18 protein-coding genes are annotated in these 23256 nt (G+C 69.9%); 9 read left to right on the forward strand and 9 right to left on the reverse strand.

The window, feature by feature from the left end:
- Nucleotides 1–113 precede the first annotated feature (113 nt).
- Nucleotides 114–1067 (reverse strand): glycosyl hydrolase family 18 protein, encoded by a 954-nt coding sequence (locus ACZ499_RS23580; RefSeq protein WP_468677842.1) that lies wholly within the window; start codon nt 1065–1067, stop codon nt 114–116.
- 276 nt (nt 1068–1343) lie between these two features.
- On the opposite strand from ACZ499_RS23580, the gene ACZ499_RS23585 reads away from it, so the two are divergent.
- A complete protein-coding gene (locus ACZ499_RS23585; RefSeq protein ID WP_468677658.1) occupies nt 1344–3368 on the forward strand; it encodes a TPM domain-containing protein in 2025 nt (674 codons plus the stop codon).
- Nucleotides 3365–4081 (forward strand): PspA/IM30 family protein, encoded by a 717-nt coding sequence (locus ACZ499_RS23590; protein ID WP_468677659.1) that lies wholly within the window; start codon nt 3365–3367, stop codon nt 4079–4081. Before ACZ499_RS23585 ends, ACZ499_RS23590 begins: the two co-directional genes overlap by 4 nt.
- Before the next feature lie 71 nt (nt 4082–4152).
- Here ACZ499_RS23590 and ACZ499_RS23595 read toward each other — a convergent pair whose 3' ends face one another.
- From ACZ499_RS23595 to ACZ499_RS23620, 6 genes are all read right to left on the reverse strand, one after another.
- Nucleotides 4153–6717, reverse strand: coding sequence for a SpoIIE family protein phosphatase (locus ACZ499_RS23595; RefSeq protein WP_468677660.1), 2565 nt, complete (start codon nt 6715–6717; stop codon nt 4153–4155).
- 168 nt (nt 6718–6885) lie between these two features.
- Nucleotides 6886–7290 carry an ATP-binding protein gene (locus ACZ499_RS23600; RefSeq protein ID WP_468677661.1) on the reverse strand — a complete coding sequence of 135 codons (405 nt, stop codon included), beginning with the start codon at nt 7288–7290 and terminating at the stop codon, nt 6886–6888.
- A 129-nt stretch (nt 7291–7419) separates the two neighbouring features.
- The gene (locus tag ACZ499_RS23605; RefSeq protein ID WP_468677663.1) at nt 7420–7848 is read right to left on the reverse strand and encodes a (deoxy)nucleoside triphosphate pyrophosphohydrolase; all 429 of its coding nucleotides are present in this window, start codon (nt 7846–7848) and stop codon (nt 7420–7422) included.
- 89 nt (nt 7849–7937) lie between these two features.
- Nucleotides 7938–8117, reverse strand: coding sequence for an SPOR domain-containing protein (locus tag ACZ499_RS23610; RefSeq protein WP_371654495.1), 180 nt, complete (start codon nt 8115–8117; stop codon nt 7938–7940).
- A gap of 245 nt (nt 8118–8362) precedes the next feature.
- Nucleotides 8363–9115, reverse strand: a complete 753-nt coding sequence (locus ACZ499_RS23615) for a GntR family transcriptional regulator (protein ID WP_468410723.1) — start codon at nt 9113–9115, stop codon at nt 8363–8365.
- 135 nt (nt 9116–9250) lie between these two features.
- Nucleotides 9251–10534, reverse strand: a complete 1284-nt coding sequence (locus ACZ499_RS23620) for a DUF4190 domain-containing protein (protein WP_468677665.1) — start codon at nt 10532–10534, stop codon at nt 9251–9253.
- A 329-nt stretch (nt 10535–10863) separates the two neighbouring features.
- Between ACZ499_RS23620 and ACZ499_RS23625 the strand changes: the two genes are divergently transcribed.
- Nucleotides 10864–12024, forward strand: coding sequence for a pyridoxal-phosphate dependent enzyme (locus tag ACZ499_RS23625; RefSeq protein WP_468677667.1), 1161 nt, complete (start codon nt 10864–10866; stop codon nt 12022–12024).
- Between the two features lie 11 nt (nt 12025–12035).
- On the opposite strand, the gene ACZ499_RS23630 is transcribed toward ACZ499_RS23625, so the two are convergent.
- Complete coding sequence (locus ACZ499_RS23630; RefSeq protein ID WP_468677669.1) at nt 12036–12899, reverse strand: carbon-nitrogen hydrolase family protein; 864 nt, start codon at nt 12897–12899, stop codon at nt 12036–12038.
- A gap of 98 nt (nt 12900–12997) precedes the next feature.
- Here ACZ499_RS23630 and ACZ499_RS23635 point away from each other — a divergent pair, with 98 nt between their 5' ends.
- The 3 genes from ACZ499_RS23635 to ACZ499_RS23645 all read left to right on the forward strand — a co-directional run bounded on the left by ACZ499_RS23635 (nt 12998) and on the right by ACZ499_RS23645 (nt 15249).
- Complete coding sequence (locus tag ACZ499_RS23635) at nt 12998–13579, forward strand: Uma2 family endonuclease (RefSeq protein WP_468677671.1); 582 nt, start codon at nt 12998–13000, stop codon at nt 13577–13579.
- 229 nt (nt 13580–13808) lie between these two features.
- The gene (locus tag ACZ499_RS23640) at nt 13809–14033 is read left to right on the forward strand and encodes a hypothetical protein (protein ID WP_468677673.1); all 225 of its coding nucleotides are present in this window, start codon (nt 13809–13811) and stop codon (nt 14031–14033) included.
- A gap of 46 nt (nt 14034–14079) precedes the next feature.
- Nucleotides 14080–15249: a hypothetical protein gene (locus ACZ499_RS23645; protein WP_468677675.1), complete on the forward strand. Its 1170-nt coding sequence runs from the start codon at nt 14080–14082 to the stop codon at nt 15247–15249.
- Between the two features lie 248 nt (nt 15250–15497).
- Here the strand turns inward: ACZ499_RS23645 and ACZ499_RS23650 are convergent, their stop codons facing one another.
- The gene (locus ACZ499_RS23650) at nt 15498–16592 is read right to left on the reverse strand and encodes a tyrosine-type recombinase/integrase (protein ID WP_468677844.1); all 1095 of its coding nucleotides are present in this window, start codon (nt 16590–16592) and stop codon (nt 15498–15500) included.
- 407 nt (nt 16593–16999) lie between these two features.
- Here ACZ499_RS23650 and ACZ499_RS23655 point away from each other — a divergent pair, with 407 nt between their 5' ends.
- From ACZ499_RS23655 to ACZ499_RS23665, 3 genes are read left to right on the forward strand one after another with little or no spacing between them, the layout of a single operon-like run.
- Nucleotides 17000–18769, forward strand: coding sequence for a class I SAM-dependent DNA methyltransferase (locus ACZ499_RS23655; protein ID WP_468677677.1), 1770 nt, complete (start codon nt 17000–17002; stop codon nt 18767–18769).
- Nucleotides 18769–19965 (forward strand): restriction endonuclease subunit S, encoded by a 1197-nt coding sequence (locus ACZ499_RS23660; RefSeq protein WP_468677678.1) that lies wholly within the window; start codon nt 18769–18771, stop codon nt 19963–19965. Before ACZ499_RS23655 ends, ACZ499_RS23660 begins: the two co-directional genes overlap by 1 nt.
- Nucleotides 19962–23210: a type I restriction endonuclease subunit R gene (locus tag ACZ499_RS23665; protein ID WP_468677680.1), complete on the forward strand. Its 3249-nt coding sequence runs from the start codon at nt 19962–19964 to the stop codon at nt 23208–23210. Before ACZ499_RS23660 ends, ACZ499_RS23665 begins: the two co-directional genes overlap by 4 nt.
- The last annotated feature ends 46 nt before the right edge of the window (nt 23211–23256 follow it).

Here is a 23256-nt window from a genome sequence, read left to right on the forward strand (position 1 = left end):
TCCCCCCCCCCACCCCCCCCCTCCCCCCCCCCCCCCCCCCCCCCCCCCCCAACCCCCCCCCCCCCCCCCCCCCCCCCCCCCCCCCCCCCCCCCCCCCGCCGTGCTGCCGCGCCTCAGTTCCAGTCCTTGTCGTACGCGGCCCAGTCCTGGTCGCGCGCGGTGAAGTCGACGTAGAGGGCGACGCCGAAGTGCTCGCGGTGGCGGTCGGTGCGGCCGAGCCCCAGACGCACGCCGCGTACGGCCGCCTTGACCGTCTCGGCCGAGGCGTGGTGGCCCATGGTCTCCGTCTGGAAGAACGGCAGCCCCATCAGCAGATCCGTGTCCTTGGGCGTCACTTCGAGCGCCAGCGAGGCCTGCTGGGCGACATAGCCGCCGTACAGGCTCTCCAGCGGCATCGAGGTGTCGTACGACATGACGGCGATCTGGTCGACACGCTTGGCCACCTGCCCGAAGTACGCCTGCGACCACCACTTGGGGTGCCCGGCGATCTTGCCGGCGGCGGAGTGCAGCTTGGGCACCGGGTCGATCTGGTGCGCGGCCACCGACAGCGTCGCGTGGTGCGCCCGCGTCACGGGCCGCACCGCGTCGAGCAGTTCGAGGAAGTGACGGTTGCCCGAGGGCATCGGCTCCAGGTCGAAGTGGACGCCGTCGAACCCGCCGCCCGCCAGGGCCCGGCGGGCCGAGTCCACCATCGCGGCACGGGTGGCCGGACGCTCCAGACGCAGCCCCCTGGGGCCCTCGGTGGCGAGCTTGTCGCCGAGCCAGGCCTGCACGCGCACGCCGGGCAGCCTGCGGTGCACGCCGTCGACCAGCCAGCGCGCCTTGGGGTAGCGGGCCGCGGGCAGCGACCCGTCGTGCTCCAGGGGTCCGGCGTGCACGTAGAGGTCGTGTATCCCCGTCTCCCGTACGCGCGCGGCGAAGGCGTCCAGGTCGCGGTCGCCCTTGCGGCCGTCGACCCAGGCGTGACCGAGCCAGATGGCGTCCCGGCCGCGCGTTCTGGTGCCGTCGCCGGGGTCGCCCGCGTAGCTGCTGCGCAGCGCCACCGCGCCGACCACCATGGGCGCCATCACCAGGAGCACGGCCGCCAGCACGGCACGCCGCACCCACGTCCGCGCCGGGCGCCGGAACCACCGGCGCAGGCCCTCGACTCCGGCCGATATAGCTGTCCGCACGTGTACCCCTGACTGTCAGTGTGCCGTGGAAGTATGACCTCCCGGTGGCGTGCTGCCTAACGAGCGGGGCGCGGATTCCCCGGTCCGGCGGCTCCCGCCCGGTCGCGGAGCGGCAGATACCGCCATACGCTCACAAATGTGACGCCGCGTGTCAGTCGCACCGGGCCTCGCATGGCCGCCCGGGCCGTCCGGGCCCTCGTGGCCGTGTTGCTGGCCACGTGCTGGACGGCACTGCCCGGCGCGGGACCCGCGCACGCCGAGGACCCGGTGACGCTCGCCTCGAACGGGCTGGTCACCGACCACGCGCACGCGCTCGCCGACCGCGCGCCGCAGGTGGCCGCCGCGCTCGACCGCCTCCACGAGGACCGCCTCGTGCAGCTCTTCGCGGTGTACGTGGACGACTTCTCCGGCCGCACCGCCCAGGACTGGGCCGACACCACCGCGCAGAAGAACGGGCTCGGCCGCGACGACGTCCTGCTGGCCGTCGCCACCGGGTCGCGGCAGTACGCGTACTCGGTCGACCAGTACTTCCGGCTCAGCGACCAGACGCTCGGCGAGGTGGCGCGCGAGTGGATCGAACCCGCCCTGCGGCGCGGCGACTGGGCGGGGGCCGCGATCGGCGCGGCCGAGGGGCTGGACGCCGCCCTGGCCGAGCCCGCCCGGCACGACGGCTCCATCTCGGCGAGCGACTACGTCCTGCCGGTCGTCGTCCTCGTCGCCGCGGGCGCGGTCGCCGTCTACGCGTACGCGCGCAGGAAGCGGCGGGCCGCCACCCGGACCACACCCGCGAGCGCCCAGAGCGCGGGGGCGCAGGGCTGGGAGCGGGATCCGGCCCCGCCGCAGGACCTCGCCGCCTTGGAGGCGGAGGCCGACCGGACCCTGGTCGCCACCGATGACGCCATCCGTACGAGTGACGAGGAACTGGGTTTCGCCGTCGCCCAGTTCGGGGACGAGGCGGCCCGGCCGTTCGCGCAGGCCCTCGCGTACGCCAGGTCCGAACTGGCCACCGCGTTCCGGCTGCGCCAGCAGCTCGACGACGAGCCGCCGCCGGAGGGGCTGGCCCTGCCGGAGGGTCCCGCCCCGCCCGACGAGCCGGAGCTGCCGGAGGAGGGCGGGGCGGCACGGCGGCGGATGCTGCGGGAGATCGTCTCGCGGTGCGCCGCGGCCGGTCGGCGGCTCGACGCCGAGTCGGAGGCCTTCGACGCGCTGCGCGCCCTGGAGCGCGACGCCCCGCGGGCGCTGGAGGCCGTCGAGACGGCCTTCCGCACGCTCACCGGGCGTACGGCCGCGGCGGACTCGACGCTGACCGCGCTGCGCCAGCGGTACGCGGAGTCCGCGACCGCGCCGGTCACGGGCCATACCGAGGAGGCCAAGGAACACCTGGTCTCCGCCACGGCCTGCCTCAACGCCGCCCGCCAGGCCCTCGACGCGGAGGACCGGGGCGAGGCCGCGGCGCAAGTGCGCGCCGCCGAGGGCGCCGTCGCCCAGGCGGCCACGCTGGTGGACGCGATCGTCCGGCGGAGCCGGGAACTCGCGGACGCCGAAGAGCGGTTGCCCGTCGCGCTCACGGAGACCAAGGCGGTTCTGGCGGAGGCTCGCGAGCTGCTGGAAGGCACGGCGGAGGCGCGAGGTCCGCTGGAAGGCGCCACGGAGTCCCTCGCCGGCCTGCGCGGTCCGGTCGCCCGGGCCGAGACGGTGCTCGTGGGCGTCGGGCGGGCACGGGCGGCCGGCCCGTACGACCCGATCGGCGCGCTGCGCCTGGTCGGGGAGGCGGAGGAGGCACTGGACGCGGCACTGGACGAGGCCCTTGCAGGCGTACGGGAGCGCACGGGCGGCGCGGGGCGCTCCCGCACCCTCCTGGACCGGGCGGTGATCACGGCCGGCGCGGCCGTCGCGGCGGCGGACGACTACGTCACCACCCACCGGGACGCGGTCGGCAGCGCGGCCCGCACCCGGCTCGCGGAGGCCCGGCGCCACCTCGCACAGGCCGACGAGACGGCCGGGCCGGACGCGCCGGGCGGCCTCGCCGAGGTGCGGCGGGCGGACGCCCTGGCGCGGCAGGCGCGGAGCCTCGCAGAAGCGGAGGTACAGGCCTACGAGCACGGCCCGGGGACCTTCGAGAAGAACGGGAACCTGAACGGGCCGGGCGGTGTATCAGAAGCAGGAAGCGGACCGGCGCAAGGAGAAGAGCCATGAGCGACAGGCAGTCGGTACTGGGCCGGGTCGGCCGGCTGGCGAAGGCCAACGTCAACGCGCTCCTCGACCAGGCCGAGGACCCGCAGAAGATGCTGGACCAGCTGATACGGGAGTACACGAGCACCATCGCGGAGGCGGAGCAGGCCGTCGCCTCGGCCATGGGCAACGTGCGCCTGATGGAGAGGGACCGGGTGGAGGACCTGGCCGCCGCCAAGGAGTGGGGCGACCAGGCGGTCGCGGCCAGCAGGAAGGCCGACGGACTGCGCGCGGACGGCTCGGCGGACGACGCCGACCGGTTCGACCGCCTCGCCAAGGTGGCGCTGGGCAGGCAGGTGCATTCGGAGAACGAGGCGCGGGCGGCGGAGCCGACGATCGCCGCGCAGACGGAGCTGGTGGACAGGCTCAAGTCCGGCCTGGCCCGGATGAAGTCCCAGCTGGACGTACTGAGGGCGGAGCAGGGCGAGTTGGCATCCCGGGCCGCCGCGGCGCGGGCGCGGAACACGCTGCTGGACGGGCTGGAGGGCGTCGACCTGCTCGACCCGACCAGCGAGATACCCCGCTTCGAGGACAAGGTGCGGCGCGAGGAGGCCCGGGCGCGGGGCACGCGGGAGCTCGCCGCCTCGTTCCTGGACGCCCAGTTCGAGCAACTGGACGCCCAGGGCGACACGGCGGAGGTGGAGGCGCGGCTGGCGGCACTGAAGGCGACGACGTAGGGGCGGCGGGCCGTGGGCGGACCGCAGCACGCCGACAGCGGACGACACCCCGGGGCTGAGCACCCCCGGGGTCAGAACATGCTGAGCAGCTGCTCCTCCGTCAGCTCGGCCACGGGGCGGGACTCGCCGTCCGGAAGGGCGAGTTCGAACCAGACCGTCTTGCCACGCGGGGTGCGGCGCGAGCCCCAGCCCGCGCTCAGCAGGCCGACGAGCTGGAGCCCCCGGCCACCCTCGTCCGTGTCCCGGGCCCGCCGCCGTCTCGGCTGGACCAGACCCGCGTCCCACACCTCGCAGACGAGGGTGCGGTCCCGCAGCAGCCGGAGCCGTACCTCGCCCTCGCCGTACCGCAGGGCGTTGGTGACGAGTTCGCTGACCAGCAGCTCGGTGGTGTCGACGAGGTCGTCGAGGTTCCAGGCGAGCAGCTGGGTGCGGGCGAGCTCGCGGGCGCGGCCGACCGAGCGTGGCGAGCGCGGCAGCCGCCAGTCGCCGACGGCGTCCGTGGGCAGGCCCTGGATACGGGCCATGAGCAGGGCGATGTCGTCCTCGCCGTGGCGGGTGTCGAGGGTGTTGAGGACCTGGTCGCAGACGTCCTCCAGGCCCGCGACCGGGTCGCTGATGGCCTTGCGGAAGGCCCGCAGTCCCTCGTCCAGGGGGTGGTCGCGGGACTCGACGAGACCGTCGGTGTAGAGAGCGAGCAGGGCGCCCTCGGGGAGGTCGACCTCGATCTCCTCGAACGGCTCCCCGCCCACGCCGAGCGGCAGCCCGGGCGGCATGTCCAGGAACAGCGCGGGCTCGCCGGGCTCGACCAGGACCGGCGGCAGATGGCCCGCGTTGGCGATGGAGCAGCGCCGCGTCACCGGGTCGTACACGGCGTACACACAGGTCGCCAGGTAGACCTCGGAGAGGTCGGCCTCGCGGGACTTGTGGGCGGTGCGGGAGCCGGGGCCGCCGCGCCTGTTTCCGCCCGCCGCGCGGTCGGGGCCGCCGGGGTCGCCCAGGCCCCGGGCGATCTCGTCCAGGTGCGAGAGCACCTCTGCGGGCTCCAGGTCGAGCATGGCCAGGGTCCGTACGGCGGTGCGCAGTTCGCCCATGGCGACGGCGGCCCGCAGACCGCGGCCCATCACATCGCCGACGACCAGGGCGGTGCGGTGGCCGGGGAGTTCGATGACGTCGAACCAGTCGCCGCCGACCTCGGTGGCGGCGTTGCCCGGCAGATAGCGGCAGGCGATGTCCAGCCCGGCGGCCTCGGGGTCGCCGGGCGGGAGCAGGGAGCGCTGCAGTATCAGCGCGCGCTCGTGCTCCCTCCGGTAGAGGCGGGCGTTGTCGATGCAGACGGCGGCGCGGGAGGCGAGTTCGGTGGCGAGGGCGCGGTCGCGGTCGCCGAAGGGCTCGCTGCCCTTGGCGCGGGAGAACTGGACGAGCCCGACGACGGTGTCGTGGGCGACCATCGGGACGGCGAGCGTGGTGTGCACCAGGCTGCCCTCGCCGCCCGGTACGGCATGGAGGCGACCGGTGCGCAGGGCGCCGGCGCAGGGCGAGTGGAAGGGGTAGCGATGGACGTCTCCCACGGAGACGGACGCGATCGGGGCGGTGGCGCCGGTGAGGGTGGGCGGTGCGTCCGAGACGGCGCTGGCGAAGGCGACCCGGCGCAGCTCGGCGCTGCCGTCGGCACGGCTCCGGATGGCTTCGTCCCCGGCGAGCAGTGCCTGGTAGAGGTCGACGGAGGCCAGGTCGCAGAAGCCGGGGACGGCGACGTCGAGGAGTTCGCGGGCGGTGGTCTCCAGGTCGAGGGAGTTCCCTATCCGGTTGCCCGCCTCGTTGAGCAGGGCGAGGTTGCGGCGGGCGTCGGCGGCCTCGCGGGCGGCGTTGTGACGGCGGGTCACATCGATGCCGAGGCTGGCGACGCCGATGGGCCGGCCGGTGCCGCTGTGCACCCGGTAGAGGTTGATCGACCAGTGACGGCGGGCCGGGTCGCCGGGCGCGGTGCCGACGAGCTGGAGGTCGGTGACGGCCTCGCCGGTGTCCAGGACGCGCTGGAGGGCGGCGGCCATCCGGTCGGCCTCGGCGCGGTTCAGATAGTCGTGGACGGTGCGGCCGCGGTGCTCGTCGGGTTCGCCGCCGAAGACAGTGGCGAAGCGCCTGTTGGCGCGCAGGACGGTGAGGCCCGTGCCGAACAGCAGGAAGCCGAAGGGAGATTGGCCGAAAATTGCCTGCGAGGCCGCGAGATCCGTCTCTATGCCGCGCAGCGCCCGGACGTCGACGACGATACAGAGCGCGCCGCGCTCCCCGGTCGCCGTCTCACTCGGCATCACATACAGCTCGGCGAGCCCGTGCCGTCCCCGCCGCTCCGGCGTGCGGAACGGGACCAGGCCGGTCCACTCGCGCCCGTCCAGGATCTCGGTGACCCGCCGGTGACCTTGGGAGCGCAGCTCAGGCGGCATGAAGGCGTCGACCGGGTCGATTCCCACGACCTCGCGGGCGGACAAGCCGAACTGCTCCTCGGCCCGCACGCTCCACTGCTCGATCAGCCCGTCGGGCCCGATCGAGAACGAGGCGACCCTGATGTAGTCATAGATCGAGCCAGGCGGGCTGCTCTGCCACACGACGCCGCCAGCCGTCTCAGGTATCTCGCTCACGCGACCGTCCCCTCCAGCTCACCGCACCGGACCGGCCTTGACCGCAGTATTCAGTACTACGGCCCCCACCGACACGGCGTTCACGATCACATCCCGGTCTCGTTCTTTTCCGGCCGTCTTCCGACCTCGCCGTCCGAAGAGGTGGTGATCGTTCGTCCCTCCCTCCTTCTAACCCGGCAGAGCCAGCTCGAACCACACGGTCTTGCCCGTCCTGCCTCGCCTGGTCCCCCAGCGCCGTGCAGAACAAGCCACCAACTGAAGGCCCCGGCCCCCTTCGTCGTCCGGTCCGGTGTGCCGCTGTACGGGCTCTTCCGGCAGCGGGTCGGAGACCTCCACCAGCAGGGCGCCGGGCTCCTGCCGGGCCATCCGGACGCCGATGGGCCCCGACGCGTACCGCAGGGAATTGGTCACGAGCTCACTGACCAGCAACACCGCCACATCGCTGACGGCCGGGTCCAGCGCCCAGCCGCGCAGCGTGTCCCGGACGGCGTGGCGCGCGGTGCGCACGGCGTTGGCCTCCGCCGGGAAACTCCACTCAGCGCAGCCACCGGAGGTGTCGATCACACCGCTCACCCGCATCCGACTTTTCGGGGGGTTCAGAAGGATTAATAGCCACATACCCGATATTTGGGGTCAGCTATCCCCTGGTGGGGCGCATGGTGGCACGAACGGCGTAGGGGGCGTACGGGGGCGGAGGGACACTCAGCGGCCCGCCACACCCTCCCGCGCCGCCCTGATGCCCGCCGCCAGCATGCGCGCGGCCTCCGCCACCGCCGGCCGGTCCTGGGGCAGCCAGTCGACCTCGTCCGTCTCGTCGGGGGCGAGCCAGCGCAGGGCGTCGTGGTCCTCCAGGGGCTGCGGCTCGCCGGAGACCAGGCGGGCGGTCCACACCCGCAGCACCAGGCCGGGCTTCAGCGGCCACTCCCCCGGGATCCGCTCCAGCGGCTCGGCCTCCACGCCCAGTTCCTCGCGCAGCTCGCGCACCAGGGCGTCCTCGGGGCGCTCGCCCGGCTCCACCTTGCCGCCGGGCAGCTCCCAGCGCCCGGCCAGCTCGGGCGGGGCGCTGCGGCGCGCGGCGAGCAGCCTGCCCCTGTCGAACACGGCTCCGGCGACCACCACACGAACGTCCATGCGCCGGAGCGTAACGCGCTCCCGGAGGGCTCCGGTCCGGCGGGCCGTCGTCCGGCCCGCACCCCCGTCCGCACCCGCCGGGCGCCCTGCTACTGCGCCGGCTGGGTGATCCGCTCGACCCAGTAGAGCCGGTGATGCCCCAGGTCATCGAGGCTGTCGACGATCTTCTGGGCCTCGGCCCGGGTGGCGTACCTGCCGACGCGGTAGCGGTTGCCGTTGTCGTCCTGCCGTATGACCTGCCAGGAAAGCACCACGCCACCGTCGTTCATCGCGCCCCTCCCGATATCGGCGTGCAGGTCGGTGAAGATCCCCAGGAAACCGCATTCCGCATATGCCCGACCCTACGCCTGACCTTCACTCAGCGGATCCGCGTTTACACAAAGAGATACGGATCCGGCCACACAAGGGCAAGAGAACGGGGGCGCACGCCTTCGAGTGCGCCCCCATTCGCGGGAGTTGACACTGGGTCAGCCCACCGCCGACACCGCTACTTGACCCACTTCACCCACTTCACCTACTTCACCGGAAGGTGGTAGGCGATGCGGTACCGGTCGGCGGGGACGACGACATCGGCCGTCTCCACCGCGCGCCCCGACGCGTAGTACGTCCGCTCGATGGCGAGCACCACATGCCCCGGGACCCCGCCGAGCGCCATGAGCTCCTCCGCCAGCCCCGGGCGCGCGCCGACCTCCTCCACCACGTTGTCCACCACCACGTCGATCGCGGCCATCCGCTCGACGACGCCGCACCCTCCGAGCGGCCCCTCCTCGGGCAGCATCACGGGCGTGCGCCCGGTCACCGCGAGCGGCTCCCAGGACGTGGACAGCATCATCTGCTCGCCCGCGTCCCGGTACACGTACCGCGTGCGCATCACCCGGTCTCCGGGGTGGATGCCGAGCCGCTCGGCGATCTCGGCAGACGCGTCCTCCTGCTCGCTGCTCGACTCCCAGGTGCCCCGGGTGCCGTCCTCGGCCTGCTCCTGGCGGAACGGGCTGGCCCCCTTGGCCGGGCGGAACCCGGAGCGGGCCACGCGGCGCGGGACGGGGCGCTCCCGCACGTACGTACCCGACCCGGAGCGGCCCTCGACCAGACCCTCGGCCATCAGGACCTTGCGGGCCTCCAGGGCGACCGTGTCGGAGACGCCGTACTCCTCGCGGATGCGGGCCTGTGAGGGGAGGCGGGTGTGCGGCGGCAGTGAGCCACTGACGATCTTCTGCCGGAGATCGCTGGCTACGCGCAGATAAGCCGGCTGCTCACCGAAAGTCACTGGCCACTCCCATCAGCTTGACAGACTGCAACAGCGTGGCAACCGTGGGTTGTGCGCCGCAAGCCAAGGCCAGAGTTTCACTCGAAGTGATGACTTGTCCGTGCCCAGGGGGTACCGCCGGTAGGACTACCCGCCTCAGACCGCCTTGGAACCGTTGCCTCCGGTTCCGCTCCCCGTGCCGGGGCCCGACCCGTCCTCGGTGCCGCCGCTGCCGGTGCCCCCGCTGTCCGTACCGCCGTCGGCGCCGCCCGAACCGCCGCTGCTGCCCCCCGAGTCGGTGGCGGGCGGTGTGGTGGCCAGGTGCAGGGCGCCCCGCGCGGCAATCTCCGTGGCCTGCCGCAGCGCGCGGTCCGCCGCGCCCGAGTGGAGGTAGAAGGCGTCGGTGTCGGCGGCCGCGGCCGCCTTCGCCCACTCCTTGCCCGCCAGTTCGGCCTCCTTGGCACGGGCACGCACCCGCGCGTCCGCGGCGGCGGGCCAGCTGTGCTCGCGCAGCCGGGCGCTCTCCTGGCCCAGCACCTGCGAGACCTGCCCGGCCCACTTCTTGAAGGCGGGGAGGTCGTCCTCGACCCGGTCGCGGTCGGGGCCGGCGGCCAGCACCCGGTCATAGGCGTTGGAGGAGCGCAGATAGGTCATCTGGTCGGCGTCCAGGCGGCGGGCGTCGTTGCGCACCGAGCCCTTGAGCTTGCCGCTCGTGGTGGCGAAGGAGCAGGTGACCGAGTGGTCACCGAGCCGCCAGCTGCGGGTGCTCGGCGTGTAGTAGTACGACTCGGCCTCGACCGGCAGCGCCCAGCTGTCCATCGCGTACTCCTGCTCGACGGCCCAGCACTTGCGGTCGGCGAGCGCGGTGATCGCCTTGTCGCCCGGGAAGGAGGAGCCGTCCAGCTTGAAGGAGCCGGAGACCTCGCCGTCGTGCGGCTCGGTACACGGCACGACGGTCACGTTCACGACCTCGCGCTCCAGCTCGCCGCCGGGGACGTCGAAGCAGTCGCCCTTGCGCAGGTCCATGGTGCTGCGCGTGCTCTTGACCTCGTCGATGCCGTCGCGGAACCCGTCCCAGAACGCCCTCGCCGCGCCGCTCACGACGAGGACGACCGCCAGGACCGTACTGATCGCGGAGAGCACCACACCGGCGATCGCCATGCCCTTGCCTCGCTGCCCCCTCTTCCTGATCCGCCCCAGGGCGAGCACGCCCAGGACCAGACCGAGCGGCGGCACACAGCAGACGATGCCGGTGACCAGCGAGGCGATGGCCAGACCGCTGGTCTTGGCCGGCTCCTGGAACGGCTGCGGGTACGCCTGCGGGTACGGGTACCAGGGCTGCTGCGGCCCCGGCCCCGGGTAGGGCGGCGGCCAGCCGGGGCCGTGGCCCTGGCCCGGCTGCGAAGGCGGCTCGGGCGCGGGCGGCGGCGGTATGTCCACGGGTGAGGGCTCCTCGTCGAGGTCAGCGAACTGCTGCGCGAATCGTACGCGGGAGGCGGCGGGGGGCGGCGCCTCCCGAGGGCTGCTGCGGCCCCGGGAAGGGCGGGGCCAGTCGGGGCCGTGGCCCTGGCCCGCGGGAGGCGGCGGGGCGGGCGGCGTCGAAGCGGACGGGGTGCGTCCAGGGTGCGTCCGGGCCGGGTTCGGAACGGGGGGAGCACCCACGAGCCGGGTGCGTCCGGGCGGCCGAACGGGCCGGGCTCAAAACCGCCGAGCACCCACGAGCCACCCGACCTGACTCGACGTCACAAGCGACGTTCTAGGGTCGCCGTATGACACGCACGAACACGCAGCCTTCCCAGCCTTCCCCGCCTTCCGGAGCGAGCGCGGCGGCGTACCGCTGCCCCCAGGACGGCACCCGGGCCCCGGTCGAGGCCGCCGCCCCCTGGTGCTGCCCGGCCTGCGGGGGCCCGTGGGACCTGGACTTCGCCGCCGGGGCCGTGGAGCTGAAGTCGCTTGCGGGGCGCGTCGGTTCGCTGTGGCGGTACGCGGAGGCCCTGCCGCTCGACGGGCCGCCGCCGGTCACGCTGGGCGAGGGGTGCACGCCGCTGGTACCGCTCACCGACACCGTCTCCGCCAAGCTGGACTTCCTGATGCCGACACTGTCCTTCAAGGACCGGGGCGCGGTCGTACTCGCCGAGCTCGCCCGGCGCCTGGCGCCCGAGCGCGTGATCGCCGACAGCAGCGGCAACGCGGGCACGGCGTTCGCCGCGTATCTGGCCCGGGCCGGGCTGCCGTGCACGGTGTACGTGCCCGAGGCCACCTCGCCGAAGAAGGTCGAGCAGATCGGGGCGCACGGGGCCCGGGTCGAGCGCGTCCCCGGCGACCGGGAGGCCACCGCCCGCGCCGCCCGGGCGGCCGCCGACGCCCCCGGCACGTTCTACGCCTCGCACGTCTTCAACCCGTACTTCCTGCACGGCACCAAGACGTACGTCTACGAGCTGTGGGAGGAGCTGGGCGGCAGGCTGCCCGGCGCGATCGTCGTCCCGGTCGGCAACGGCACCCTGCTGCTCGGCGCCGCGCTGGCCACGGCCGAGCTGTACGCGCACGGCCTGATCCCCGAGCGCCCCGCCCTGGTCGCGGTCCAGGCGGAGGCGGTGGCGCCGCTGGCGGCGGCGTTCCGGGCGGGGGCCGAGGAGGTGGCCGAGGTACCCGCAGCCGAGACCCTGGCGGAGGGAATCGCGATCCCCTCGCCGCCCCGGGGCCGCCAGATCCTGCGCGCGGTACGCGAATCGGGCGGCACGTTCCTGACGGTGACCGAGGACCAGATCCGCGCGGCCCAACGCGACCTCGCCGGACGCGGGCTGTTCGTCGAGTCGACGGGGGTGGCGTGCTGGGCGGCGGTCACGGCGTCGCCGTCATCCCTCGGGGGGCGTGACGCGGTGGTTCCGCTGTGCGGGGCGGGGTTGAAGACGGGGGTGGCGGCGGGCTGACCGGGTGGGGCCTAGGCGTGCGGTACGGGCGGCGATGCCACCCGCACGGCACGCCTGGGCTCCGCCCCCGTGTCCCGCAGATCCCGCAGCATCGGCTCGGCCTCGCGGGCGGCGTTCAGGGCGTCGGGGTCCAGGTCGGCGAAGACGATCTCTTCGCCGTCGGGCCCGGCTTCCGCCACGACCCGCCCGTCCGGCCCCCACACCGCACTGCTCCCGCAGGTCTCCCACTCCCCCGTCCGTCCGACGTGGTTGGCGAGCACCGCGTACACCGTGTTGTCGAAGGCCCGCGCGGGGAACCAGATCCGCGACTCGTGGTACCCGTTGCCGACACCGAACAGCGCGCCCACCACGTACGCGTGGCAGCCGTCCAGCGCCGCCGCCCGCGCGTGCTCGGGGAAGCCGGAGTCGTAACAGATCCCAAGCCCGAGCCGCCACTCGTCCACGTCGAGGGTGAGCCCGACGTCCCCGTGCCGGTACACGGCACGCTCGGCCTTGAACAGCGTCTGCTTGTCGTACCGCGCGCGTACCCCGCCCCCGTCGACGACAAGCGCGGACACGAACAGCTCGCCACCGTCGTACACCGCGGCCCCGACGACCGCGACCACCCCGCTCTCCCGACAGGCGGCCACGACGGGAGCGAGTCGGGGGTCCGCGAGCCCGTTCACGGCACACCGCTCGGGCTCGGCCCGGATGAGCTCGGGCTCGTACCCGGTGAGGAACTTCTCAGCAAGCACGACGACCCTCGCTCCGCCGTCCCCGGCGTCCCGGACGAGCCGGGCGGCGGTGGCGGCGTTGGCGGGGATGTCACCGGGGGCGACGGGGGCTTGGGCGGTGGCGATACGGAGGGGGCGCGGGGGTATGGCGAATGCGGTCACGCATGGAATTCGATCACAGCCGGAATGCGGTGACGGACCGCGATCCCGTCCCGGGGAAGCCCCGGCCCTCGTGGGCCTGGAGCCGGTACGGTGAAGTCATGACCGCACTGCCCGACTGGATGCGCCCGCCGCGCGCGGAAGGCTGGTTCGCGGAGGACCTGGACAGCCTCCCGGAGGCACCCCGCCACACCGAGCTGATAGACGGAGCGCTCGTCTTCATGATGTCCCCACAGCGGTCGTGGCACGGCCGCGTCGTCACCGGCCTCACTGTGGCGCTCATGGCTCAGGCCGCCGACGGTTTCGAAGTCGAGAGGGAGATGACGATCCGGCTCGATGCCCGCAACCGCCCCGAACCGGATCTGATCCTGACGACCGCCCCATTCGACGCCGACCGCACCTGGTATGCCCCGGAGGACGTCCGACTCGTCGTCGAGGTCGTCTCCCCAGAGTCCGCACACCGGGACCGCACAGTAAAACTGCACAAGTACGCGCAGGCCGGCATCCCGCACTACTGGTGCGTCGAGGACGAGGGCGGCGCGCCCGTCGTCCACGTCTACGAACTCGACGAACCGACCCGCGCCTACGCCCCCGCCGGCATCTTCCGCACCACCCTCAAGCGCCCCGTCCCATTCGAGATCCACCTCGACCTGGACAGTCTGACTCCTCCGCGCCGCACCTGAACGTCGGCATCGACACGAAGGAAGGGGCCGAGCCCGCCTGGGCTCGGCCCCTTCCCAACTGTGCGCCCAACAGCGCAGGCGCACGGCAACACAACAACGGATATGGATGACTCGGCCAACTGGATCTGGGAGCCCGGCTCTTCCCGTCGTTTCTACCTCGCGGCCGACCTGAAACGGTACGGAGCTCCTCGACCGGGTCGACGGGCAACTCGCACCGCTGGTGCCCTACGTGCGCGCCGGGTGGATCGAGGTCCGGCATCACCCCCGCGCGGACAGCGACGCATTCACCGTGATCCCCCTCGACAACCTGCGGCACGCTCTCGCCGACCCCGCTCTCCGGTACGAGGGTGAGGAGTGGGGCATCAGTGTCGGCTGCGCGCTCACCGACTCCGAGTCGGCCGTCTGGCGCGGTGGTTGGGGACACACCTGGGACCGGCGCCTCCGGACCGACTGATCGTCAGTGGCCACTGGTTGTCAGTGGCGGCTGCTTCCATGGCGTCATGAGCACCGTGTACGAGATCGCCGCCCTCCTCCCCGAACCCGCCGAGCTCCGTGCCCATCTGCGCGCGCTCGCCGTCCTGGACGCGACGATCGGGGACGATCCGCGGTTCTGCTGCTACACCTTCGCCGGCGACTGGGGCCCCGGCGAGGAGGCAGCCCTGATGGAGAATGGCTCGGGGGACGACTTCTCCGTCGTCTTCACCCCCGCCGGCGTGCTCATACGCGGCTTCGACCACGAGTCGGCGATGAGCCCGTACGGAACGGACGACGAGCAGGTCTGGCCGGGTGTCATCGACGAAGTGCCCGCCGCGCTACGTCCGATACTCGACGAGCCCGCCTTCCGTGACAAGGACATCGACGTCCCCCGTGTCACCGTCTGCCTCTGGCGGGAGACCGGCGACACCGCCTGGCACACCGGCTCCGCCATCGCGTTCCCCTCCGGCAGCGACGACCCGGATGGCTCCCGCTTCCTCTTCCCTCTTCTCACCGACCGCTCCCCCGAGGCCACCCAGGCCCACTTCGAGGACTACTACGAGCGCCCCGTCCCCCTTGACGCCGTCCGTCACGTCATCGCCGGGCACCCCCTCACCCCTGCGATCGCCGCGGCCCTCAACCCCGCCGCCCTCTCGGACGACGCCCTGCTCCGCAGAGTCGCCGCACACCCCGAGGCGGCCTCCTATCTGGCGTGCGACGGCGAGTTCGACCTCGCGCGCACCGACCCGATCGAGCCCATCGCCCTGCCCAACGGCCTCCCGGTGGAGCCCGTCGCCGGCTGCAACGCGGGCGGCACCCACTACCTCTGCGGCCCGGCCGTCCCCAGTGGCCCCCGCCCCGTCCTCTACACCGACTCCGAGGGCCAGGCCGCCCTGATAGCCGAGTCCCTCGCCGAGGCGCTGACCCTCGCCATCGTCCTGCCGTCCTGGCACGACGCCCTGGCCGGCTTCCGTCCCCCGGCCCTCAATGCGGACTACCTCGACGACAACCCGGACCACCCCACCGTCCGCAACCGCCTACTCGCCGCCCTCCGGCTCCCCCCGGCCACCGAGCGGCAGGTCCTGACCCGCCTCCTGACCACCGCCGCCCGCACGCTCCCCGACGGCTTCCTCCCGTACGTTCCCGACGAGGAGGGCGCTGCCTTCGAGCCGATGCTGGAGTTGCCTCCCGAATAGCCGAATAGCGGCCCGCCGATCACCGGGCAAGCAGAGCGGGGCCGCCCCCGACCCGGGCCGCCCCCACCTGACCTGCATGTTTGCCGAACTACTCGACCGGCGTCACTACGGGCATCACACGTTGAAGCGGAATCTGTAGTGTAGAGCTCCGACCTGCGAAAACGCGGGTTTTGCAGGGGGCATCCCAGCACCATCCCAGCACGGGCGTCTCATCCCAGCACCACGCAGGCCCGACGCCTCTCGTACGCCTACGCAGCTCGAGCGTCAGCGCTCCAGCTCGCCTCCTCCGCCGGCAGGGACGTCGCATCCAGGGGCGCGGGCCGCATGGCGCGCTGCAGTACCTCCCGGCAACGGTCCCACGCGCTGGGCAGCAGATGCCCATAGATGTCGACCGTCGTCTTGACCGAACGGTGCCCGAGCCAGCGCGAGACCTCATGGATCGGCACGCCGTTAGCCAGGGCCGTGGAGGCGAAGAAGTGCCGCAGGCTGCGGGGCGTGTACTTGGCATTGCCGTCCAGATCGACGAGGCCGGCCGAGAGGCATGCCTTCTTGAACTGGTATCCGTAGGACGCGATGGACGGCATTACGCCAACGCCAGGCTGACGCGAGGCAAAGAAGGTCTCGAGCCGAATCCGTTTCCCCTTTTGCCCAGTAAAAACGACGGGCACCGGCTTCCACTTCAGGAGGTGCGCGTCGATCTCCTGCGCAACGAACAGGGCGGTTGGGACATCTCGGTACTCCTTCTCCAGCCGATGCTTGAGCGGCACGAAGGGTGTCTGGCAGTCCTCACGGTGCGCCCTGGCACTGACCTGCCATCGAATCCTGATGTAGCCAGATCGCCTGCACTCGGTGGAGAAGGCCAGGGCTTCGCTGGGGCGCTGGCCTGTGCCGGACTGAAGGTAGACGGTGAGGCGGAAGCGCGGCGCGATGTGCGCAGCGATCAGATCGACCTCGGCTGACGTCGGAACTTCGTCCTCGTCCACCGCCAGCGCATCCCTGCGGGACGTCCGGATACCCCGGGCCGGGTTCTCCGTGATGCGCTTGTCCACGACGGCCGCCTCCATGATGGCGGCCACCATCACCATGCGGTCGTTCACCGTCGATGCAGTCAGCCCCGCACCGCCCCTGTAGAGGTCCTTGACGAACCTCTCGAAGTCCCGCCGCGCCAGCCCAGCCAAGGGCTTATGGCCAAGGCGCGGCACGAGATGGTTACGAATGAACCCTTCGTAGTTGCGACGGGTCGACTCACCGATGACGCGCCGCTCGAGCCACTCCTCACCCCAGACCGCCAAGGTCATGGCGCCGCGCGAAGGGTCGACCCAGCTCCGGGCCTTCTTGTCCATCTCCACGCCAGCTGCAAAAGCGTCCGCACCATCCAGGCCGATCCGCCGCGGAAACGACCTCTCCCTCTGCCGCCCCCGCCTTCCGCCCAGTTCCCGGTACCGCACGGTCCACGCGTGACCGCAGCGTGGACGCACGCACGGATAGTTCCGATCCCGGGTGTCCCCCTTGCACCTCTGAAAGACGCTCGCCATCCATGCTCCTTGCCCTCTGACCCAGCACTGAAGATCGTTGCTCCTCCCTCCCGACCAGGCCAGACATTCCCCACCAATCCACCTCTTTCAGCGAACCTTCAAGCCCTATCTGTGATGCTGCACACGGAGGCCGTCAAGATGGAGGCGTCTTGAACGCACTGGCGCCCTGAGCTGCATCGCCAGCTAGAGCACTAGCAGGGACGACCAAGTAGGTCGTGACCGAATCCATTAGCGACGACCTTGCGCCGGCGCGACGGATGCGGCGTAGATCTGTACGAGACTGGACCGCGACAGACATCTTCCTGATCCCGACTACACGACGAAGCGAGCCTCCCGTGCCCCCCCGCCAGAAAAAGCAAGCCAAGCCGGAGGACATGAAGTCCATCCTCTGGAAGTCCGCCGACAAGCTGCGTGGCAGCCTGGATGCGGCCGAGTACAAGCACTTCGTACTCGGCCTGGTCTTCCTGAAGTACGTGTCGGACGCGATGGAGGAGAAGCGGGAGCTGCTGGAGGAGGAGCTGCGGGGTGGAGGCATGCTCGCCGGGATGGGACTGGAGGGTGCAGCCTCAGAAGAGCTGATCCGCAAGACGGTCGAGGACCCGCTCCAGTACACCGGGGCCGGAATCTTTTATGTGCCGCCGACAGCACGGTGGAACGAGGTGCTGAAGCATGCCAAGGTGAGTACAGACGGGCCGAGCGTCGGTGAGGTCATCGACGGCGCGATGGGGACCATTGAGAAGTTCAACCGGCCTCTGAAGGATACCCTTCCGAGGATGTACAACAGCGGTCGCGTCGACGAACCCACTCTCGCCGAACTGGTGCGACTTCTTGACCAGTTGACCTTCCAGTCGCAGATCTCACTGGACGGAAAGCGAGTAGGCGCGCGGGACCTGATGGGTGAGGTGTACGAGTACTTCCTCGCGCAGTTCGCACTCGCCGAGGGGCGCAAGGGAGGCGAATACTTCACGCCGCCCTCGGTGGTACAGCTGCTTGTGGAGATGCTGGAGCCGAAGGAACGTGAGCGAGTACTCGACCCCGCGTGCGGATCGGGCGGCATGTTCGTGCAGGCCGAGAAGTTCGTGGAGACACACGGCGGCAACCGCTTCAACGTCTCGGTCTACGGCCAGGAACGGAACCAGACGACGTGGCGGCTCGCCAAGATGAACCTCGCCATCCACGGAATCGAGGTGGACCTGGGCGAGGAGCCCGCCGACTCCTTCCGGAACGACCAGCACGGTGACGTGAAGGCCGATGTGGTCCTCGCCAACCCGCCGTTCAACATCTCCGACTGGGGTGGCGAACTACTCGCCAGCGACGAGCGTTGGAAGTACGGCCCCCCGCCGACCAGTAACGCCAACTTCGCCTGGATCCAGCACATGGTCAGCAAGCTCGCGGTCGGAGGGCGGGCCGGAATCGTCCTGGCCAACGGCTCGATGAGCAGCAGGTCGGGCGGGGAAGGCGACATCCGGCGTGCGATGGTCGAGGACGACCTGGTCGCGTGCATGGTGGCGCTGCCGGGACAGCTGTTCCGGTCGACGCAGATCCCAGCGTGCCTGTGGTTTCTGACGGAAGGCAAAGGGAAACGGCCGGCACGGTCACCGTGGGTATCGGCAGAGCGGGCGGGTCAGGTCCTATTCATCGACGCGCGCGAACTCGGCTTTATGGCGACGCGGACAATGCGGGAGCTGAGCGACTCTGAGCTGGCACGGATCGCGGGTGCGTTCCGATCCTGGCGGGGGGGTGAGGGCGAGACAACGTACCAGGACATCGCGGGCTTCTGCCGCAGCGTGCCCCTGGACGAGCTCCGCGAACACGACTTCGTACTGACGCCAGGACGATACGTAGGAACCGCGGCGGTCGCGGACGATCCGGATGCAGAACCGGTGGAGACAAAGATCGCGCGACTTACGGCGCTGCTGCGGGAGCAGTTCGCGGGCTCGGAGCGTTTGGCGAAGGTCGTTGACGAGCAACTCGGGAGGCTCTGATGGACGCGTGGTCTCACCGAGCCCTGAGTGAGCTGTGCACAACAATCACCGTCGGCCACGTCGGCACAATGGCTGGAGAATATAAGCCCAGCGGAATCCCCTTTCTCCGCTCAAAGAACGTCCGCCCAGGGCGACTCGACCTTACTGATCTCGCGTACGTGGGAAGCAGCTTCCATGAGGATCTCAAGAAGTCTCAGCTACTCGCAAACGACATCGTTATCGTTCGCACCGGAACACCTGGTGCTGCCGCTTTGATTCCCGACAGTTTCGGCGAGGCAAACTGCTCTGACATCATCATCGCACGCCCCACCAAGCAGGTTTCCCCTCGGTTCTTGTGCTATGCGATTAACGCGACAGCAGGGGCATTTGTATCCGCCCACACAGTGGGTGCCGTCCAGCAACATTTCAACATTGGATCGGCGCGTAAGCTGCAGATTCATACCCCTCCGCTGCACGAACAGCAGGGTATCGCTGACGTTCTCGGGGCACTGGACGACAAGATCGCACTAAACTCTTCCCTCGTGACCAATGCCCGCTCTCTGGGACTTACCCACCTCCGACACGCACTGGCCACGCGCTCCGTCCACCAGTACAAGATCTCGGACATCACGACCTGCCTCACGCGAGGAGGTGCCCCTAAATACGTCGATTCCGGCGAAGGAATCCCGGTCATCAATCAGAAGTGCATCCGCGACGGATACGTGGACCTCACAAAGGCCAGATTCACCACTCCACCGAAATCACGAGCGGACCGTTTCCTGCAGACAGGCGACGTCCTCGTTAATTCCACTGGTGTTGGCACACTCGGCCGCGTCGCACGCTGGTCCCTCAACGAGCAGGTCACAGTCGACTCGCACGTCACCATCGTCCGCTTCGACCCAGAACGCGTAGACCCGATGATCGGAGCGTACGCAATGCTCTTGTCCCAGCCCCTCATCGAGAACATGGGTGAAGGGAGCACGGGCCAGACAGATTTGAGCAGAGCCAAGCTGGCATCGTTCCACCTCACCGTTCCTGCGGAAGCAATTGCAACGCTTCGCCTGCGCGGAATCCTCCAGTCTTTGGAGGATTCGATTTCTGCAGCCCGCATGGAAAACCACACCCTCGCTGCTCTCCGCGACACCCTTCTCCCCCAACTTGTCACCGGAAAGATCCGCATTAAGGATGTCGAAAAGACCGTGGAGGATGCTGCATGACTACCGACGGGGGAACGGACACCATGGAGACGGACTTTGGGATCGGCACGGCCAATGGCCGTGCCATGTCCGAGTCAGACTGGGAACGACACGCGCTCTATCAGCTCTCCGAACGCGGCTGGCAGCACATCCGGGGTAAGAACCTCCGCCCCCGTGATGGGCACCGGAAAGGGTGGGAGGACCTCATCCTCTACCCCCGCCTGCGCGCAGCCATCACATCGCGCTACCCCGAGCTGCCCTCGCCCGCAGTGGAGGACGCGATCGAGCGGCTACTCGACACCTTCCCGGCAAACGAAGTCCGCCTCAGCTGGAGCTTCTACCAGCACCTGAAGGCCGGCGTGAAGGTGTACTACACCAACCCCGCCACTCAGCAGGAACGACATGTCACTGTCCGACCTGTCGACTTCACCAACCCTCACGGCAACGACCTCGTCGCTGCGAACCAGGTTCGCGTCAAGGGAGCCCGAGGACGCGTCTTCATATTCGACATCGTCCTGTACGTCAATGGAATCCCGCTCGCCATCATCGAATTGAAGAAATCAGGCGGCACGGACGATTCCCGATCTGCATACGACCAGATCCAGAACTACCGCCGCGAACTCAAACTCGACCGCGTCTTTCGTACGCTGCTCCTCTCGCTCGCGAGTGACGGGATAACCGCCCGCCTCGGCACCCCGCATACCCCCTGGCAGCACATGGCCCCCTGGCACGCGGAGGAGGACGGCACTCTCCTTCGCAAGCACGAGCGGAACGACGACCTGGCGCTCGACCGCATGATCCACGGCGCACTCGAGCCCGATCGCTTCCTCGACCTGATCGCGAACTTCCTCTCGTTCTCCGCCGAGGGGATGGGTGGCGAGGTCGACACCGTAAAACTTGCCAAGGCCCACCAGTATGTTGCGGTGAGGCAGGCGATCACCGCCACCGCCTCAGCCGTCGCCACTGACGGTCGGGCCGGCGTCATCTGGCATACCCAGGGCGCGGGCAAAAGCGAGGAGATGCTCTTCTACACAGGACTCGCCGCCACCATCCCCGAGGTCGCAAACCCCACGGTCCTGCTGCTCACAGATCGCATCGACCTGGACTCCCAGCTCTTCGACACCTTCGCGCAGAGCAAGAGTCTAGAAATGGTCAGCGGTAGCCCAAAGAAGGCAACCAAGGCCAGCCAGTTGCGCGAGCTACTCACCCGCCGAGCAGACAGCGGGGGCATCGTCTTCTCAACGCTTCAGAAGTTCCGGGTGAGCGAAGAGGAACGGAAGGCCGGCGCCCGACATCCGGTCATCACAGACCGACGTGACGTGATCGTTGTGGTCGACGAGGCCCACCGTAGCCACTATGACCTGGAGGATGGCTTCGCCCGAAACCTCCGCGACGCCCTCCCGAACGCCACCTTCATCGCCTTCACCGGCACCCCCATCGACAACCGGACTGGTTCCACTCACCAGGTCTTCGGGCCAACTATCCACACGTACGACCTCACACAGGCCGTCGACGACGGGGCGACCGTGCCCGTCTTCTATGAGCCCATCCTGCACAAGGTCAATCTCCCCGCAGGGATAGACCTGGACGAGCTAAACGCCAAGGCCGAAGGGCTCGTCGAAGGGCTCACTGCGGAAGAGCAAGCCCGGGCACGCAGCATCTTCGCCCGTTTCGAGGATCTAATCGGTGCCCACGAACGTATTGGCTCCATCGCCGACACGATCCTCTCCCACTGGGACATCCGCCGCCAGGAGATGATCAAACTTACGGGCAGCCCCGGCAAGGCCATGATCGTCTGTTCCTCACGCCGTAACGCCGCCCGCCTCTTCCGAGCTCTGGCAGAACGCCGCGGGGAGTGGACCGGTACTCCCGACCCTGAGACCGAGCTCTACCCGGACGACTCCGGGAAGATCCGAGTGGTCTTCACCGGCAATCCCGGCAGGGACACGCCCGACATTGCGGACTACGTGCGCACCCCGACTCAGCTCAAGAAGATCCAAGACCGTGTCGGCAAACCTGAAGACGAACTTGAGTTGATCATCGTTCAGTCCTTGTGGCTGACAGGCTTCGACGCCCCTCCCCTGCACACCATGTACCTGGATCGCCGCATGCGTGGCGCCGCCCTCATGCAGGCCATCGCGCGCGTCAACCGCACCTGGGACGAGAAGCCCTCTGGCCTAGTGGTGGACTTCCTAGGCGTAGCCAGAGAACTCAAATACGCGCTGGCCACGTACTCGGAGGCTGACCAGGAGCAGGAGACTATCGGCGCGCACATCGCCGAGGCGGTCAAGTCTGTACGCGGCATGCACAGCAAAGTCGACGCTGTACTGCGGGACTGTTCTTGGCGCACAGCTCTGCGGGATGTCGGACACCGCGAAGCACTCCGTGAAGCCCTGGACCTTCTGGAGACCGCCGAGCCTGCCCTGCCACCGGGTGAGCCCACCCGGGCACAGCGGTTCCTGCACTTCGGCCGCCTGCTCTCCCAGGCATTCTCTCTCTGCCCCACCCATCCCGACGTGCAAGACCTGCTGTCCGACGTCCACTTCTTCGCGACCCTGCGTATGACTTATCAGAAGCTGGCCGCGGAACATCGGCAGCAGCTCGGCCTGGCCACCGAAGCGGATGTTCGCCGCATGATCGAGCAGCTCAACGCTGAGATGGTGGCCGCGGACGGTGTCGTGGACATCTACGACGCCGCCGGCCTCACCAAACCCGATCTCTCTCACCTCGACGCGGGCTTCGTGCAGCAGTTGAGGGACAGCCGCCATCCGAACCTGGCGCTCAAGGCCCTGCGGGACGCCATCGCCCGCGAAATCCAGGAAGCGCACCCGAGCAACCTCACGCGGCAGAAGGAGTACTCCGAAGCAATGAAAGCGGTGATGAACCGCTATCACAACGGCCTCATCGGTTCCGCTGAGGCGGCAAGACTCCTCGTCGAGATGGCCCAAGAGGTATCCGGGTCCCGCGCGCTTGCTGCCGAGCTCGGCTTGTCCGAACATGAGATGGCCTTCTACGACGCCATCGCTGCCAACCCGAAGGCCCTGGAAATGGGACAGGACATCCTGTCCAAGATCGCCCGCAAGCTGTACGAGCAGGTTGCGGGAGACGTCACTATTGACTGGCGCGTCAAGAGCCAAGCCCAGGATCGCATTCGCGCCAAGGTCAAACTGCTGCTCAACTTCTTCGGCTACCCCCCGGACGAGGAGCCGGACGCGGTCGACCGCGTCCTGAAGCAGACTGAGGTCATCGCGGACGATCTGGCCTGACGTCCGGCCGCTACCAGCATGCGAACGCTGACTGTGAGGTCTGAAT

The organism is Streptomyces sp. NPDC031265 (genome assembly GCF_055570295.1).

Bases quoted from the DNA above. Each gene is read 5' to 3' on its own strand.
- ACZ499_RS23580 (WP_468677842.1), bottom strand. From the start codon at position 1,067: ATGGCGCCCATGGTGGTCGGCGCGGTGGCGCTGCGCAGCAGCTACGCG.
- ACZ499_RS23585 (WP_468677658.1), top strand. From the start codon at position 1,344: ATGGCCGCCCGGGCCGTCCGGGCCCTCGTGGCCGTGTTGCTGGCCACG.
- ACZ499_RS23590 (WP_468677659.1), top strand. From the start codon at position 3,365: ATGAGCGACAGGCAGTCGGTACTGGGCCGGGTCGGCCGGCTGGCGAAG.
- ACZ499_RS23605 (WP_468677663.1), bottom strand. From the start codon at position 7,848: ATGGACGTTCGTGTGGTGGTCGCCGGAGCCGTGTTCGACAGGGGCAGG.
- ACZ499_RS23610 (WP_371654495.1), bottom strand. From the start codon at position 8,117: ATGAACGACGGTGGCGTGGTGCTTTCCTGGCAGGTCATACGGCAGGAC.
- ACZ499_RS23625 (WP_468677667.1), top strand. From the start codon at position 10,864: ATGACACGCACGAACACGCAGCCTTCCCAGCCTTCCCCGCCTTCCGGA.
- ACZ499_RS23635 (WP_468677671.1), top strand. From the start codon at position 12,998: ATGACCGCACTGCCCGACTGGATGCGCCCGCCGCGCGCGGAAGGCTGG.
- ACZ499_RS23645 (WP_468677675.1), top strand. From the start codon at position 14,080: ATGAGCACCGTGTACGAGATCGCCGCCCTCCTCCCCGAACCCGCCGAG.
- ACZ499_RS23650 (WP_468677844.1), bottom strand. From the start codon at position 16,592: ATGGACAAGAAGGCCCGGAGCTGGGTCGACCCTTCGCGCGGCGCCATG.
- ACZ499_RS23660 (WP_468677678.1), top strand. From the start codon at position 18,769: ATGGACGCGTGGTCTCACCGAGCCCTGAGTGAGCTGTGCACAACAATC.
- ACZ499_RS23665 (WP_468677680.1), top strand. From the start codon at position 19,962: ATGACTACCGACGGGGGAACGGACACCATGGAGACGGACTTTGGGATC.